At 58.7% G+C, this 15,870-nt stretch carries 12 protein-coding genes and 2 tRNA genes; all 14 read right to left on the bottom strand.

Annotation, left to right across the window (positions count from 1 at the left end):
• Positions 1-304: 304 nt before the first annotated feature.
• The gene (locus HMPREF9452_RS05890) at positions 305-4,420 is read right to left on the bottom strand and encodes a hypothetical protein (protein ID WP_009141214.1); all 4,116 of its coding nucleotides are present in this window, start codon (positions 4,418-4,420) and stop codon (positions 305-307) included.
• A 124-nt stretch (positions 4,421-4,544) separates the two neighbouring features.
• Positions 4,545-5,687 (bottom strand): AI-2E family transporter, encoded by a 1,143-nt coding sequence (locus HMPREF9452_RS05885; RefSeq protein ID WP_009141213.1) that lies wholly within the window; start codon positions 5,685-5,687, stop codon positions 4,545-4,547.
• On the bottom strand, positions 5,677-6,537 hold the full coding sequence (locus HMPREF9452_RS05880) for a glycosyltransferase family 8 protein (RefSeq protein WP_009141212.1): 861 nt from the start codon (positions 6,535-6,537) through the stop codon (positions 5,677-5,679). Before HMPREF9452_RS05880 ends, HMPREF9452_RS05885 begins: the two co-directional genes overlap by 11 nt.
• 290 nt (positions 6,538-6,827) lie before the next feature.
• Positions 6,828-7,367: a rubrerythrin gene (gene rbr / locus HMPREF9452_RS05875; protein ID WP_009141211.1), complete on the bottom strand. Its 540-nt coding sequence runs from the start codon at positions 7,365-7,367 to the stop codon at positions 6,828-6,830.
• 188 nt (positions 7,368-7,555) lie between these two features.
• Complete coding sequence (locus HMPREF9452_RS05870; RefSeq protein ID WP_040362538.1) at positions 7,556-8,464, bottom strand: HhH-GPD family protein; 909 nt, start codon at positions 8,462-8,464, stop codon at positions 7,556-7,558.
• Between the two features lie 49 nt (positions 8,465-8,513).
• A complete protein-coding gene (locus HMPREF9452_RS05865) occupies positions 8,514-9,002 on the bottom strand; it encodes an RrF2 family transcriptional regulator (protein WP_009141209.1) in 489 nt (162 codons plus the stop codon).
• Positions 9,003-9,385: 383 nt separating this feature from the next.
• Positions 9,386-9,462 (bottom strand) — tRNA-Asp (locus HMPREF9452_RS05860).
• Positions 9,463-9,665: 203 nt separating this feature from the next.
• Positions 9,666-9,742 (bottom strand) — tRNA-Asp (locus HMPREF9452_RS05855).
• A gap of 145 nt (positions 9,743-9,887) precedes the next feature.
• Positions 9,888-10,361: a metallophosphoesterase family protein gene (locus tag HMPREF9452_RS05850; RefSeq protein ID WP_009141208.1), complete on the bottom strand. Its 474-nt coding sequence runs from the start codon at positions 10,359-10,361 to the stop codon at positions 9,888-9,890.
• Between the two features lie 34 nt (positions 10,362-10,395).
• On the bottom strand, positions 10,396-11,115 hold the full coding sequence (locus HMPREF9452_RS05845; RefSeq protein ID WP_009141207.1) for a LytR/AlgR family response regulator transcription factor: 720 nt from the start codon (positions 11,113-11,115) through the stop codon (positions 10,396-10,398).
• A gap of 101 nt (positions 11,116-11,216) precedes the next feature.
• Positions 11,217-12,575, bottom strand: coding sequence for a histidine kinase (locus HMPREF9452_RS05840; RefSeq protein WP_009141206.1), 1,359 nt, complete (start codon positions 12,573-12,575; stop codon positions 11,217-11,219).
• Complete coding sequence (locus tag HMPREF9452_RS05835) at positions 12,572-13,756, bottom strand: glycosyltransferase family 2 protein (protein ID WP_009141205.1); 1,185 nt, start codon at positions 13,754-13,756, stop codon at positions 12,572-12,574. Before HMPREF9452_RS05835 ends, HMPREF9452_RS05840 begins: the two co-directional genes overlap by 4 nt.
• A 115-nt stretch (positions 13,757-13,871) precedes the next feature.
• Complete coding sequence (locus tag HMPREF9452_RS05830; protein WP_009141204.1) at positions 13,872-14,453, bottom strand: QueT transporter family protein; 582 nt, start codon at positions 14,451-14,453, stop codon at positions 13,872-13,874.
• 93 nt (positions 14,454-14,546) lie between these two features.
• Complete coding sequence (locus HMPREF9452_RS05825) at positions 14,547-15,803, bottom strand: MFS transporter (protein ID WP_009141203.1); 1,257 nt, start codon at positions 15,801-15,803, stop codon at positions 14,547-14,549.
• Positions 15,804-15,870 lie beyond the last annotated feature (67 nt).

Genomic DNA, 15,870 nt, shown 5'->3' with positions numbered 1-15,870 from the left:
TTATGACGGTTTTAAATTGGTTGTGCTATACATCTGCCCGCCCTCGCCGGTGTGAACTTTTACTCGGTTCGTAGCATCCCAATAGCCTTGCCGAATTTGGGAAGCCGTCTCCAATCCTAGCGTCACCCCCATCTCGGCATCGCTACATTCGATAACATCCCCAGCACACGGCTCCGTAAGCGCCCATATACGCCAAACGCCTGCACAGGCACCGCAAACGGCAAGCCCACGCAGGCGTTTAAGACATAAGACTCATTCGTATATTGATGCGGGATCAATCGAATGTATGAGATTTGGACGATGCCTAGCGCTTGGAGGCCCCGCCGTGCTGACGAAGACGCAAAGCCGCCCCCGCAATGATGCTGGCAACGCCCACCGTTAGAAGGGCGACCAAGGAGACAGGCGCGACATCTCCCGTTGTGGGGAGCGCGGAGTGCGCAGAGCCCAGGTCAGGATGCGTAGCCGACTCCAACTCTTCGGACGTGCTGCCCGCGTCCTCATCTTCGGCTGCTTCTCCCGCTTGGCCGCCGCCCGGACGATCGTCGTCATCCGGACCCTCTTGATCTTCCTCCTGGCTGTCTCCCGCTCCGGTATCGGGGGATTCCTGCCCGCTGCCCTCATCTTCTGGAGCATCCGGCCCGTCAATGCCGGGAGCGTCTTCGTCATCGCCCGAGTCTTCGCCGGAGCCGTCTTCGGCCCCGCCGTCGGTACCGCCGTTAGAGCCGTCTCCGAACCCGTTATCAGAGCCGCTATTAGACCCGTCGCTCGAACCCCCGTCGTTGTCATCTCCCGATTCGTTGCCGTTTCCCGACCCGTTGTCCAAATCGCCAGAGCCGTTATCAGGCCCGTTGTCGGACCCGTTACCTGAGCCATTGTCAGATCCGTTATCAGACCCGTTGTCGGAGCCGCCTCCAGAACCCGAACCACCAGAGCCGTTGCCCTGTTCGCTATCGGCATCTCCCCCATCGGCGTCCTCGACAACAAGCTGGGAGCTACCCGTCGACTCTTCCTCGTCCACACCGGAAATACCCAGCACCCGCGCGAACGCGTAGTACGTGGCTCCCGGAGTAAGACCGCTGAAGAGGGGGTCATCGGTCCACGCGTTCAACGGGTTGCCCTGAACCTGCTCGTCCTCTACTGCAAGAGCAAGAACGGAAGACGGCCTCTCGTTCTTCTCACACAAAGCGTACTGGATGCGATAATCAACGCCTTCCGCACCGCTCACCGCGGCATGCAGCCTCACCGATGTCGCATCAACCTTTTCAAACTCAACTTTCACCTTTACCGGCTTTGCAGCAACCTCGATCTCCACAGGGATCTCGAGCTCGCGGCGCGACGAATCATGAGAGCCACGATAGGCGACGCGAAGCGTGGTCCTGTACGAGCCCGCAGAAAGCCCCGCCTTGGGTGCCACCTTCCACGAACGGTCAACAGCCCCCGCCTCGATGCTCTGAGCGCCCTGCTCAACGATCTCGAACGCATCGTCGGAGTCCAGGCAAACAGACTCGATAGTCGCCTTCGCCTTGCCGGTGTTTGAAAGCTCGACCGTCTGCGCGGCAATGGACCCATAGCCAGCCTCGACGCGGCCGAACGTTATAGAAGGCGCCTCCAAGCCGGGCTCGTGAGCCTCCCAGAAATCAAACAGCGTGGCGCTGAAATAGATATCCGTGAGATGGATCTTGAAGTAGCGCGCCTTTATAGGGCCATTTGGGAATTGCAACGCACGGCTTAAGTCCGCATCGTTCCATCCAGCCATCGAGGTGCCGTTGCTGCCATAGCGACCAACTTCCACAAATGAGCTGGAGTCAATGGCGCTCCCGGCGGGAAGGCCCGTATCGGGCGCCGCGGAGACCGTCACGGTCATCCTTCCCCAACGGGGGATGCCGTTGGTGTTCAAGTTTTTAGGGCGCCAGTAGTCGATCGAGCTGATGGAGCGCTCGCGCCCAAGATCGATAACAATCCACGCATTGGCCGTTGGCTCTTTGGCTGTGATCCAAAATTCGTTTCCGGGACCGTAATAACCATCGATGACGCGATTCGCCATGGCTGCCCCGTCGCGGGACGAGGAGTACGAGTTCACGCGCATCTCCTCGTAAGGGACAAGGCTCGCCTCTCCCTCGTTGGCGGTAAAGCTGAGCTCGCACTGCACCCGGCCCATAGTCGCGCCGGACGGGGCAGTGCGAATCTTCACCACTCGATCGCCCTCAAACGTACGGGTGACATCCAGGGGCTCCCACTTGCCGTCGTCCACCTTCATCTGGTAGCCGCTCTTGGGAACCTGTCCATCAAAGAAGTAGATGCGGTTGGCGCGATCGTTCGCCTCGCACTTCAAGGTTGCCTTAGCGCCCTCAAGGATATCGATGCAGTTGACCGTATTCACTCCGATCAACTGAATCATGATGTTGTTTTCCGCCGTGATAAGCTCGGCCTGCTCCTCCGTAAGCTGATACTCATACGACCCATCGGTAAGCTCCGTCCACGTCTTGCCGCCGTCAAGGCTGAACTTCCAAGGAACCCCGCCGCCGCGCAAGTGTTCGCCAAGCTTGATCTTCAGCGCGTCCTCGCCATCGAAGGAAAACGTCGCGACGGATCCATCTTTCTCGCCCATAAGCTGCTTGGCAACGCGAACGCACGCATCAGAATTCACCGTTTGGGACGAAGTCACGGTCGAGGAGCGCTGCAGACCGGCGAGTCGTACCGCCTCAAGGCAAACCTTCGATTCCTCTCCGGCGCGCTTCTCCATCTCCTTTATCAAGTCGTGCATGGCAAGCGGGTAATACGCCAGGTCTTCAGCGACTCCCTGGGCAAACACCTCCCAGTCGGTAGCGCTGGTGCCGTTTTTTGCCATAACGTCAATCTGCATGCGAATGGCATCGAAGTTGATCTCCTGAGCCCCGCGAGACGCACGTGCGATAGCAGCGCGTTCCGCCGCACCCTCAAAGGTACCGGCCAGCAAACGCGTTTCAAGACTGCGCACATAGCCGTCCCAGTCAGAGAGGGCGTCCTGCGAATAAAGGATGTAGTTACCGGAATCGGAAGATGTGGACGAGGCGCCCCACCCGCACTGCCAATGCGCTGCGGACGGCGCTTTGCTCCTTCCCCATCCCGACACATCGTTTTGGATGCGATAGGTGGGGACCATCTTTCCAGAGGAATTGGCGCGAAGCTCATAGGTGAGCGTTGCGGCGTGACCGGGCTGGCCCACCACAAAAGACGGAACGCCAACCATACCGTTGAGATTCGCGAAGGTCTTGGCAAGGGCGCCGCACACGCCGCCCTTCTCAAACACCATCCATAAACGGTGGTACTTCGTTTTATCTTGCGTAGCGCCGGGAACCAATGAGGTATCTCCGCATCCAATATGGAATTGTTGACCCAAAGCGTTTGGGAAGTTCGCGTCGTCATACTCCAAACGGTACTTCTCTTTCCACCCGCCCGCCCACGTGCGAGGCGGCTTTCCCGCACCGTCCGTTGGCTTCATCTCGGTCACGGGGCCCGAGAACAGCGCGTCGTCGTAGAACGCCGCGTTGCTGTAACCGTTATTGGCGGAGTAATCGCCCGTATACCAGATATAGGAATACGCGTTCAAGCGACTATCCTCTGACTTTGCATCGTCCGCCGAGAATCGATGCAGAGAATAGCTGGCAAGCCAGGGCAGTTCGGCGTCGGTGATCTGGTTTTCAAACACGTAGCGCATGGTCTCGACCGGAAGGTTGTCGAAAAGATCGCGCTTGAAGCGGTACCTGGAGTCATCGCGGAAGATTCTCAGCGTGCGATAACGCACCAAAGGATCGGACACAAAGCCCGGGTCGCCGGTCCAGAGGCGGGAGCGACCCGAAACATCAAGCGAGGCCGCAACCATCATGCGCAGATGCACGTCGGCGTCCGCGCGCTCAAGATCGTCATGATTCTCCTCGCGAAGCCTTCGCAATATGTCCAGCGACGTAATGTAGTCAGAAGAGACGGGGCCCTTGCTGCTATTGGTCCACACCGTGCCGCCGGTTATGTAGTAGCGCAGCGCCGGCAGGTCTCCCATAAACCACGTGAGAAACTCTTTGTGCGCATCGGAACGATCGCTGTACTCGGTAAGACCATCGAAGCCGGCGCGGCGGACAAGCTCTCGCTGCAAAACCAAACGCTCGGCTTCAGGAGAAAGCGCACCCGCGGACGCCGCAGCGGAAAGCTGGGATGCATCCCCAAGCGCCCTGATTGCAGCATCGAGGCTATCGAGCGACTGGATGGCATTGGAAGCGGCGGCATGCGCATGAGAAGGCATGAGCAACACGGGCACTGCAACAGCCGCCGTCGCTATGCTTGCAGCTATAAGCGTTGCCTTAACAACGCCCACCGATGTACGGAAACCGGGTTCGGAAGAAGGCAGAACAAGGCCTTTGCCCTCGTGCAAGTCGGGGGTGGTCATAATGCGTTCCTTTATGTTGTAGCGCGTTTAAAGTACGGCGATCGATTATACATAAAGTTACATCTGTTCAATTTGTTCTTTACTCGTCCATTTCAAACGGTACCGCCGGGTAGCGCCGAAGACTCTATTCCTCGATGGCCGTGCCCTGGCCCAAAGCGTCCTGCCCCCGTTTGCGTGCCAGCTTCGCCAGCGTGTCATCGCGCACCAAGGTGTAGATAACGCTAGCAAGCGGGATGAAGAAGACGATGCCCACCACGCCAAAGAGCTTGCCGCCCACAATCGCCGCCAGCAGCGCCCACATGGGAGCCAGGCCAACGGACCCGCCAACTACGCGTGGATAGATAAATTGGTTCTCGATAAACTGGGTCGCCAGGTAGACCACCAGGCAAATGGGCGCCTTCACGGGATCCGCCAGCAAGGTGAGCACCACGCCGGAAGCACCGGACAAAAATGCGCCCACATACGGAACGAACGCGCACAAGCCGGTGAGGTAGGCGGTGATGCCCGCATAGGGCAGACCGAAGATCTTAAACGTGGTGTACATGAGGCAGCCCAAAATGATCGCCTCAACAAACTGGCCGGACAAGAACTTTGCATAGGTCTCGCACGCGAGATTGCCCACAAAGCGAATCTTCTGGACTACGCCCGCCGGCAGGTTTGCCCGCGCGATCATAAGGGCCTGACGTGAGAAGTTGTGCTTGCCAAGCAGCAAGTAGATCGCAATCACCATGCCAAGCATGGTGTTTCCGGCGGTCAAGATAGTCGACCTAGCGATAACGGCAGCAGACCCCACAAGCGAAGAGGCGCCATCGGCGGACACCTTCTGACTCAGCTCGCTCATCTGCTGAACCAATCCAGACAGGTCGATGCCATTCGCCTCTGCAAAAGCGATCCACTCGGGAATCTTCTCTTGCGCTAGAGGAATGATGCTGCGCGCAGACTCGATCAACTCGGGAATCACCAGGGCAACCGCACCCACAAACGCAAGCACAATGCCCGCAAGCGTAATCAGCAGGCTCGCCACACGCACCGGAATGACCGGAAGCTCCCTGCCAAGGGACTTTCCAGCCTGGTGGAACATGCGCTCAAGACCAGACATGGGCACGTTGAGGACAAATGCGAAGATTGCACCTATCAGCACGGGCAGCAGCAGGTCGACCACGGAGGAGACCGCGGCGAGCACCGTTGAAAGATGCGTCATGCCAACGTAGAGCACCACGCCAAATGCAATAAGAAACAGCGCATCCTTCAACTTTTTATCGTCCACGTTCTTCTCCCTCTGCCCAAGCGCGCTCTGCAGCGCGGGCGGCAATCATCATATAGTTCTTATACAGCGCGTCGAATCGACCATGATAGCCAACGTTCCATGGCTTATCCCTGCCGCAGAAGTGCAGGATCGAGGTGTTCTCCATCACCCACGCCATGGTGCTCTCTCCACCCGTTCTCACCAGGTAGTCCGTGTATTTGCGGGCATCGTAGTTCCACAGCTTGTCCGGAACCTCAAGGGTGGATGCGCCGTAGAGCGCGCAAAACAGGTCTTGATCGGGAAAGAGCATCTCCGCCTCATGGTCGCGAGCATATGCCATCATGCCCGCAGGGTCGATCGCGCGGCGAGCGACGGACATGTCCATCAAGATTACGCCCGTGTTGAAATATGCCCCCGTGGTATCCAGGCGAATCTTGTTGATGCCCGTAACGGGGTGCGCCGCATCCAAATGCGACGCCGCGGCGAACGCGCGCCCCTTAAGATCGGCCTCCACAAGAGGCCGCAAGGGATTGATTACCAGCACGTCCGGGTCAAGGTACAAGGCCCTCCCCTCAACCCCCGCAAGCACATGGGGCGCAAGAAGACGGTAATACACCTCTTGCGGATAGCGCTTGCTTGCGTAGGCGCCATCAAACAAAGAGCGGTCTATGCCGTGGGCGCAAAAGTCGACGCCAAGGTAGCGACAATAGGCATCCATATGCAGCAGGCTCTTCTCGTCCACCGTGCTGTGCAGCAGGTGCAGGCAGAAGCTCTCGCCCGGGTTATTGATCACGCAAGAAGCCATGGCGCTTCGCAGCGGCGCCAGGTACGCCCCATCGCATGTTGCAATGAGCTCGATAGGTTTGTGCATCAACAATACCCCCCCTGTGGACGCCTGCGGCTACTGCACGGCCGCGCTCGCGCCCTGCTCCACACTCATACCCCGGGGCGTCCAACATATACCTCACGCTGCCGCGCCATCGCTGGATGCCAAGACGGCATTCGCCGCACACGCTTGGCCAACCCGCACAATAAGGCCGCCCCACCTGACACGACGTCTCAGGCGGGGCGGCCCCCATAAAGTTATGCGATGCATGCAGATAACATGGACGAGGAAGGCTGTCCTCCATAACGCGCTATAGAGCGTGGGGACGAGAATCCCTAGTAGTTAACAACCTGCTCCTCAAAGTAGGCCTTGGGATGGGCGCAGACGGGGCAGAGCTCGGGCGCCACGGGACCAACATGCAGGTGGCCGCAGTTGAGGCACTTCCACACCTTAACGCCCTCGCGGGTAAAGACCTCGCCCTTCTCAACGCGCTCGGCAAGCTTGAGATAACGCTCTTCGTGAGCCTTCTCGACGGCGCCGACGCCGCGGAACTTGGCCGCGATCTCCTTGAAGCCCTCCTCGTCAGCGGTCTTGGCGAACTCATCATACATGGTGGTCCACTCGTAGTTCTCGCCGGCGGCGGCATCCTTGAGGTTGGTCAGGGTATCGGGCACCTCGCCCTCATGCAGGTACTTGAACCACAGCTTGGCATGCTCGGACTCATTCAACGCGGTCTCCATAAAGATGTTGGAGATCTGAACGTAGCCCTCCTTCTTAGCCTTGGAGGAGTAGTAACGATACTTGGTATGGGCCTGGGACTCGCCCGCGAAAGCGGTCTCAAGATTCTTCTTTGTCTGGGAGTTCTCAAAATCCATGGTGTACTTCCTCTCTGCGCGGACCACCGCGCACTACGCTTGCCGGATATGGCGAATAGTATCCGGCACCGTGCGGACACGCTTTTGCCGTGCCCGTCTTTGAGTTATACCCCCAGCAGAGTCGCTCCAAGCACGCCATTGTCCAAATAATTAGGATTCATTCCTATCAAATATCATAGCCGCGTTACTCACGAGCAGATGGCCCACACGTCCAAGCCCCCGCTCTCCCCGCGCACGCAAAAGCCTTCGCGCTCGAGGTCGTCAAGAATGGATGCAACCAGCTCGCGCTCGACGTGCGGACGGCCAGCCTTGAGCTCCATATCATTAACCCCCGCCGCGATCTCATCAATGCCCAACAGCTCCCCGCACTTGGAGGCGTCAAGCAGCATGCGCACAATATGAGCGCGCTTTTGCCTGCGCGAACCCTCAAACGCAGACTGGCGCGTATAGGAGCTGGAGCGCCGTGAAGGATTGGGGACGGTCTTTTTAAGATGCGCACCGTAGTCCAGAAGCGCGTAATACCAAGATCGCGGCGTATCGTTCTCATCTTGAGCGATGGCAAACAAATCGCCCGCCGCATCCTCGCATGCGGGGCATGCCGCCTGAACAAGTGGAACAAGCTCGCGATCGGGCACGCCGGGCACGTCGGGAAAGAAATGATGCAGGAAGACGGTTCTCACGTTGGTCTCTAGGTACACTCCGGGAAGATCGAATGCAAACGACCGAATGCCCTGCGCCGTCGCCGGACCTATACCGGGAAGTGCGCAAAGCCGGCGGGCATCTTGCGGGATCTCGCCATCGTATTCGGCAACAATTGCCTCCGCCGCGCCCTTAAGCGCCAACGCGCGGCGGTTATACCCCATTCCCTGCCACTCCTCGAGCACGTCTGCCACGGGCGCCTGGGCAAGGGCTTGCACGCTGGGAAATCTATCCAACCATGCTCCCCAGCGCGTCAGCACGCGCGGAACCTGCGTCTGCTGCAGCATGACCTCTGAAATCCAAATGCCATAGGGGTCGCGCGTGTTTCTCCACGGAAGGTCCCTATACAAACGAACCCCCTCCGCGCGAACCAGGGTGCGGAAGGGGTCACGATTCATCATGATGGCGAAGCTCCTTGTCCCTTGCGGCAAGGATCGCACATGCGGCCTATTCGGCAGCGCGGCAGCCCTCGCCACAGCTTACATACTCGTAAAAACGGTCGCGATCGGCAAACTTGGGATCGACCGCGGGGCTCAGGCGACGGTTCACCACGTCATCCAATGTGACGGAATCAAGATAGTCGTGAACCAGGGCCTGCGTACCAACCCACAGGGGATGATAGCAGCAACCGCCCATACGGGCGCAGTCAGCGGTGGGAGCGGTGCACTCGTTCATAACCAACGGGCCCTGAATTGCCTCGACAACCTGGCGAATGGTGATCTGGGCGGGATCGACCTTAAGGCGCATGCCGCCATGCACGCCGCGAAGGCTCTCGACAATGCCTGCAAGCACCAGCCCATGCTGGATCGAGCGCGCAAAAGAATACGGAACGTCAACCTTCTCGGCCGCCGTTCTCACAGAAAGGAGACTCTCCCTGTCCTCTGCCAGCATCGCCAACATGCGCAGGGCGTAGTCCGTCTTCCTTGAAATGTCCATCTCTCCCCTATCCTTCTTGCTCGACCAACCCTTAGTTTGCGCGCGCGGAGAGACCACGCGCACAGATCGGGTCGGACTATGCAAACAGGTACCTGAAAACCAATGGATTTGACCTTACCATAACGGAGATTAAGTATTCAATACTCAATCGCCCCACATAACACGCAGGATTAACCTTCCAAAAGAATAATTCACGCGCTAGAGGATACCGTAATGATGCAGCTGATATACCCAAGCGTCGGCAACATGCAAAACGATGCTCGTATATTCATCAAATAACACCAGCAAATCTATATCACGATGTCGCGCCGCCAGAAAAGCATTGACTTAAGATGCACTAAAAAAAGAAAAAGCCCCACCGAAGTGAGGCTTACCATTTCAAATGGCGGGAAGTACGGGACTCGAACCCGCGACCTCCGACGTGACAGGCCGGCGCTCTAACCAACTGAGCTAACTCCCCTCAGCGAATTGCTGCGTGGATTAGTATACACAGAACCTTGGATTGGATGCAACAACTTTTTTTAAATCTTTGGACGATGCCCGCTTGGAGCTCCCCCATGGTCCCAACGCATTCCCTTAGATGAAGATTAATTTGGACGAGAAGCAGGCGAGCGAGACTTAATATGAAAAAAGCCCCACCGAAGTGAGGCTTACCATTTCAAATGGCGGGAAGTACGGGACTCGAACCCGCGACCTCCGACGTGACAGGCCGGCGCTCTAACCAACTGAGCTAACTCCCCTCAGCGAATTGCTGCGGGAACTATTATATACAGAGGTGCGTTTTGCACGCAAGAACTTTTTTAGAAAAAGTTTGCGGCCATGCACAAGACGTCCACAACCAGCCGTAACGCAACGGTTTCGCCGTAAAAGCCGGCGCGCCCACCCCTACTTCAACGGAATGATCTCTGCCGACATAACAGCGCCATCACCTACATAGAGACGCGCGATACTCGGCGTCCTTGTCCCTCGCGGCAGCGTGGCGGAACCTGGATTGATCAGCAGGCGTCCGCAAGATCTCTCGATCTTGGAACGATGCGTGTGGCCGCACACGGCAACGTCCACGCCGGTAACGGGCAAATCCTCTTGATAGTGAGCGACGGCGAAACGCAGCCCCTCGTAGTCGAACTCGCACAGGCGCGCTACATCCGGACCGTAGTCGCGATAGTAGTCGTTGTTGCCCAGCACCGCGCGCACCGGGGCGATGCAGCACAGGTGCTCGTAATCCATCTCAGACGTAAGATCGCCGGCATGGACAATAAGGTCCGCACCGGCGATCTGCTCAAGGAGCTCCGCTGAGAGGTGTCCGTGCGTATCAGAAACAATATCGATGCGCTTGGCATGCCCTTCCTGAATCTGCATGGAAGCCTCTTTTCTATGCTCTTTCAATTCCTCGCTACAGATTGAGCGCCTTCTTGAGGGGAACCACCCTGCGACGAGAAACCGGGATACGGTCATCTAGACCCGACACGCCCAGCTGAATAGCGCCAGAGGGCACCGTCTCGACGTCCTCGACGTTGGCGAGGTTAACAATGTAGCGACGGTGCACGCGAAAGAACCCAAAGTCGCCCAGCTTCGATTCAAACTGTGCCAACGAGGTGGTGGACAGGTATCGATCGTCCTCCGTGAAGATGCAGGAATAATCGTCCTTGGCCATGATGTAGCGAATCTGGTCGACGGGAATAAGGACCTTGCGGCCACCCTTCTCGACGGGGATGCGCTCGATAGAGCTCTTGCTACTGTCCGATGTGGGCTTGACGCGCGCGAGCACCTTGTTGATCGCCTGATCCAAACGGGCTTCCTCAACCGGCTTCATCAGGTAATCGGTGGCATCGACATCAAACGCCTCAACGGCATGGTCGCTATAGGCGGTCACAAAGACCACGGCGGGCGGGTTCTTGAGCTTGTGCAGCGCCTCAGCGAGCTGAATGCCCGATGCGCCCGGCATGGAGATATCCAGGAACACAACGTCCACCCGATTCTCCATCAGCATTTCTATTGCCGAGCGAACGCTCGACGCCTCGTTGATCGAACCGATCTTCCCCGTCTGCTCAAGCAGGAACCGAAGCTCGGAACGGGCTGGCGCCTCATCATCAACGATCATTGCACGCAGCATACGTACATTCCTTCCAACAACAATATCCCGTGCGTCACGCCTCTCATCCAAGCACGAGCGATGAGACGGCGTTATACCATTCTACCCCGAAGTAAGAACCCTTACGCGAACATACTTTCTTGCAAATCAAGGTGCAGCGTAATGGTGGTGCCCTCACCGGGGGTGGACGAAACCTCCGCGCTGGAGCGGGGGCCGTAGAAGCGCTTGATGCGCTCTGAGATGTTGCGCGTCGCCACGCCCGCGCCGCCGCCCTGGGGCGACTGGGAATCGGGCATGGGAAGCGACGCGTTGAACAGGCGCGCAGCGGTGTCGCGATCCATGCCGGCGCCGTCGTCGCTCACCTCGATGCAAATCCCCTCGCCGCCCTCTGAGCGCACCCTCACCGTGATATGCAGCGCGCCCTCGTCCTTCATAGCGTGGCGCACGGCGTTCTCCACCAATGGCTGGATGATGAAAGCGGGCACCGGGGCGTCCTCGACCCCCTCTTCGACATCCATGGTCGCGATGACGCGGTCATCGCCAAAGCGAGCGCGTTCAAACGTAAGGTAGCGACTGGTCTGCGTGAGCTCACGCGACACGGGGATCAGCGAACCGGAGTTATCGAGCGTAGAGCGGTAAAACGCCGCGAAGTCTCGAAGCAGCTCGCGAGCGCGAGCGGGCTCCGTGCGCGTAAGCGCGGCGATGGTGTTGAGCGTGTTGAACAGAAAATGCGGGTTGATCTGCGCTTGCAGGGCGCGAAGCTCGGCGCGCGCCGTCAACTCGTCCTGGCGCTCCAGCTCATGCGTGGCCAGCTGGGTAGAGATCAGCTCCGCAAAACCAGACACCAAAGCGTACTGCGTGCGATTGACCGCGTGCGGGCTGCTGAAATAGAACTTGAGCGTTCCCACGGATTTGCCGCGAACCTTGAGCGGGGCGATGATGCCCGCCGGGATCGGCGGCGCCGTAAGGGAGTCGTTAAACGTGGGCGTGGCGTTGGTAAACGACTGCACCAAGCCGTGGTCCAAGGCATAACGCGTCGCGGGCGTATGGATGGGAGACCCAGGTGGAAACTGCTCTGCAAGCGTGCCCACGCAGGCGAGCACGCGCTCGCGGTCGGTCACGGCGATGGTCATCGCGCGGGTCTCGGGCAGCAGGCGCCGGCAAATGGCCTCGGCGCTCTCGGGCGTAAGGCCATCGCGAATATCCTCAAGCATCTCCGACGCGATGGAAAGCGTTTGCTCGGCGTACTGGGAGCGCAGGGTATCCGGGTTGAGGCACAGGTGGGCGAAGATGAGCAGGAAGACGCACATAAGCGCGCACGCCACCAGCGTGAGAATGGATTCCGTCCCCTCGATAATGGAGTAGACAAGATAGACGGCGAGCGCAAGCGCGCACACCGCGGCGGCGACGCGCAGCAACGGAATGCTCGCCAGCAGCGCTGAACGCGCAGCCCCCCGAATAGACTTGTTTTTATCGTTCATCGGCGCTCCAGCATGGCGGCAAGCGAGATATCTCCCCACAAGCCGTCCATGATACTCGGCCAGAAGCTTTGGAATTTCAGGTATTGGTCAGCGTTGTCCGCGGCATAGCGTTCCGCATCTTCGCGACCGTGGCGCCAGATGTTCCAATACGCGCGGCGCTCGCGAGTGAACACGGCGCGGGCGAGGGACGTCTTGCGAACGCGCTCATCCAATCCCGGCGAGATCCACGGACCCGGATACGGCATGAGCGACGCCGGCGTTACCTGGTTGTATTCCTTCTGCCTGCTGGCATACGTCAGTTTTGCCCGTTCATAATACCAGCGGTAGACGTTTTGCATAAAGCGCGGCGCGCTCTCATGGCTCTCCGGCGGCAGGTGCTTGACCACCCATGCGTTATCAAACCACACGTCATAGCCAAACAGACGCATGTTGAACAGATAATCAAGATCCTCGCCACGGGTGATAAAGGGGTCGAACGCCACGCGCGTAAACGCCCGGGCATGCAGGGCCATGCAGCCACCGCACACGTAGTTGGACCGCGAGATCCTCGTGGCAGAGAGGGCCTTTTTCATCCAACGGTTGAACTCGATGCGCTTGGTCCACCAGCGCTGGGTGATGCCGGCACGCGAGGTATCCGCCAGCGGAGACCCCTCGCGATCGTAAAAGTAACCGCTCTTGGCAAGGATGGGCAGGCGCTGGCGCGTCTCCGCACCAAGCGCATAGAGGGCCTTCTCCATGAAATCCGGGGCGAGGACCACCTCGTCATCGTCCAAAAACACCACCGCGTCATGGCCCAAGATGGCGGCGGCTGCCAGACCCATGTTGCGAATGGCGCCGTACCCGCGCAGCGATACGGCCTCGCCCTTGATCTTGGGCGCAAGCTCGTTCACGCGGTCCATGATGCGCGAGGCCTCGATGTTGGTGAGAAGCGTGACGTTGAGGTTGGGATGATGGTAGAGAATGTGCTCGATACGCAGCGTGACGTCCCGCGTGGCAGACAAGGGGCATATGACAAGCAAGATGATGCGTGGTAGCCCGCGAACCTGCTCGAGAGACGCAAGACAGCGCTCGAGCTCGGGCCGTTCCGCGGTAAGGCTTGTGGAGTGGTCGTAGGCACCGGGGGCCAGCGTGTCCTCATGATTGCCCGCCCAGTAGGTGGGAATCACGATCGCAGGTTTCATAGCCACTCATCCCTTTCCATTGCAGCTATCGAAAGGGGCGGCAAGCAAAAGCCGCCGCGCCAACGTGTTGGAGTGCGTACGCGTTGGCGCGGGGCTAAATGTGCCCGAGAGCCAACTACTTAGCTGTTGTACCCATCTGAGCGAGCTCGCGCTTCATAAACGGCGTATTTGCCAGCGAGCGCTGCAGCGGGTAGCCCAGCACATACATGATAACCGCTTCGCCCGCGCCCGTGGTCACAAGACCAAAGAGGTACATAAGGCCCCAGGAGCCATCCAGGGAAATCGACGTGAAGGGAATGGTGTAAAAACCAATGCCCTGCAGCAGCAGGGGCAGGTACGCCGGAACGATGAGCGCGTTGGCAAGCACGGGTCCAGCCAGCGCGATTAGCGGACAGGAGCGCATCTTCCACGTGAACAGCGCGCCCAAAAAGGTTGCCAGCGAACCAAAGACCACGTCGAGCATGCCCAGCATACCGGTGCCGGAAAGCACGATGTTGGCAACGTTGGCGATCACGCAGCCCAGCGTAAGGCCGGGGACGGCCGCGGGGGTGAAGAGCGCCAGCACGCATAGCGCCTCTGAGACGCGGAACTGGATGGGGCCCCATGCAAGGCTGCCCAAAAAGAGCATGGTCACCAGGGTGCACGCAGCGTACGCGGCCGCGATAACACCAACGCGGGCGATGTATTGAGATTTCAAATAAGGTCACCTTCTACTAAAAAACGGAGGGCTTTACTGTTGCCAGCAAGCCCTCCGTCCATAGAGAAGCGCACTCGTTGCGGCATGCGAGCTTTAGGCTGCCGCCTTCTGCATGCTGGAGAGCTTTACTAGCATGACAAAGCCCACAACCAGCAAGATCCCGATGGAAAGCACTCCTAAAGAAGGATCGTGCGTGAGCGATGTCACAACAGATACTAGCAGAGTGCCCATGACCGAAGCGTATCGTCCAAAAATATCAAAGAAGCCGTAGTACTCGTTTGAATGCTCCTTGGGGATGATCTTGCCAAAGTAGCTGCGCGAAAGCGCCTGCACGCCGCCTTGGAACATGCCCACTAGAATGGCGAGGATCCAAAACTCCGTAGCGGACTTCAAGAAGAACGCCGCAAACAAGACGATGCCCACGTAAGCGGCAACCGCCACGATGATCATGCGCAGGGTGCCAAACTTGCCGGCTGCCTTGCCGTAGATGATGGCGGACGGGAAGGCGACAAACTGCGTGACCAGAAGCGCCAACACCAGCTGCGTGGAATCGATACCTAATGCGGCACCGTAGCTGGTAGCCATGGAGATGACGGTGTGGACGCCGTCGATGTAGAAGAAAAACGCGATCATGAAGACCAGCAGCACGCGATCGTGCGCGATGCGGCAGCACGTGTCCAAAAGCCCGGTGAAGGTCTTGGCGATGTTGTGCAAGACGCCCTGCGCCCCGTGCTCGCGCTCCTTGCCGTAGCGCTGCTGGTAGGTACGAAGCAGCGGAACGGTGAACGCCAGCCACCATGCGCCGGTGATGATAAACGTCAGACGCGTGCAGGTAAGGGTATCCAGGCCCAGGATGCTGGGGCCGCCGAAGATGAGGGCGATGCACAGGATGAAGGGAATGGTGGAGCCCACGTACCCCCAGGCAAAACCGGAAGAGCTCACCCGGTCCATGCGTTCGTCCGTGGTGACATCTGGCAACATGGCGTCGTAAAACGTCATGGACGAGTTAAGGCTGATGGTGCACAGCACGTAGACCACCAGAAACGCCATAGCGGACATGGGGATGGCCTGCGCCAGGCACAGCACCACGCCTGTTAGGAAGAACCCGGTGAAGAACTTGATCTTGTTGCCCGCATAGTCTGCCAGCGAACCCAGGATAGGCATGAGCAAAGCGACGATCAGGGAGGCCACGGTCTGGGCGTTGGCCCACGCGGTCACCAGCTCGGCAGAAGACGCACCGGTGTTGATAGCGTTGAAATAGATAGGCACAATCGAGGTGTTGAGCAGGACAAGGGCGGAGTTGCCCACGTCATACATGACCCAGTTGCGCTCCATCTTGGTGAATTTCATCTATGGCTCCCCTCTTGGCGACGCTGCGCATTCATAACGAGACATGGTAGGGCACATCCGCGTCCCT

The sequence above is a fragment of the Collinsella tanakaei YIT 12063 genome (assembly GCF_000225705.1).
Taxonomy (GTDB): domain Bacteria; phylum Actinomycetota; class Coriobacteriia; order Coriobacteriales; family Coriobacteriaceae; genus Collinsella; species Collinsella tanakaei.
The sequence above is the reverse complement of the archived record's forward strand: the minus strand, read 5'-3'. Positions and strand labels throughout refer to the sequence as shown.